This window comes from Thermus sp. (genome assembly GCF_056332225.1).
In genome coordinates this window covers 1-638 of the sequence record NZ_JBWGQW010000207.1, presented here as the reverse complement: position 1 = coordinate 638, position 638 = coordinate 1, and the positions used below count along the sequence as shown (strand labels likewise).

Sequence of the window (638 nt, the reverse complement as noted above, 5' to 3'; positions counted from 1 at the left end):
CCCTCGCCCGGCTGGGAGAACTCTGATGGGCAGGCTCAAGGGCACCAAGCGCCTGCGAAAGGCCGTGGGCCTCCTCACCAAGACCGACGACCCCGGGGTCTTCCGGGAGCTCCTCGAGGTCTTCTCCAGGCGGCCCGACTCGTGGCGCGAGCGGGCGGCCTGGGCCGTGCTGAAAAACCCCGCCGCCACGGAGGAGGCCCTCCGCTTCGCGGTGGAGCACGCCCAGCCTAGCCGCCACCCGGAAGAGATCGCCAAGGCGGCGAGGGCGGGCCACCCCGCCTGGGTCTACCGGGAGCTCGCCCGGAAGGGGCACGGGTACTTCGCCCTCTACCCGGGTTCGGCCCTGGCCTTCTCCGTGGAGGAGCGGGCCCGGGCGGCGCGGGGGCACCCGAAACACTACCGGAAGGGCCAGGACCCCGCCCTCGACGCCTTTCTCCTCGAGGATCCCTTTGCCCTACTCCGCTCGCCCCTCAAGGACGCGTACCGGGAGGAGCTCTGGGCCCTCGCCCGAAGCCGCGAGGACCCGGAGCTCTACCGGGCCTGGATGCGGGCCTTTCCCAAAGCGGAACCCGAGGACCCAAGCCCCCTCCTCCTCCGGCTTGCGGTGGAAGGGGTTTTTTCGCCCCTCTTCCTCCGGG

General features: G+C 71.8%; 1 protein-coding gene. It reads left to right on the top strand.

The genetic code is table 11. The features are described from left to right. Nucleotides 1–25: 25 nt before the first annotated feature. A partial coding sequence (locus AC01Y6_RS10940) for a hypothetical protein (protein ID WP_476671560.1) occupies nucleotides 26–638 on the top strand: 613 nt, incomplete at its 3' end.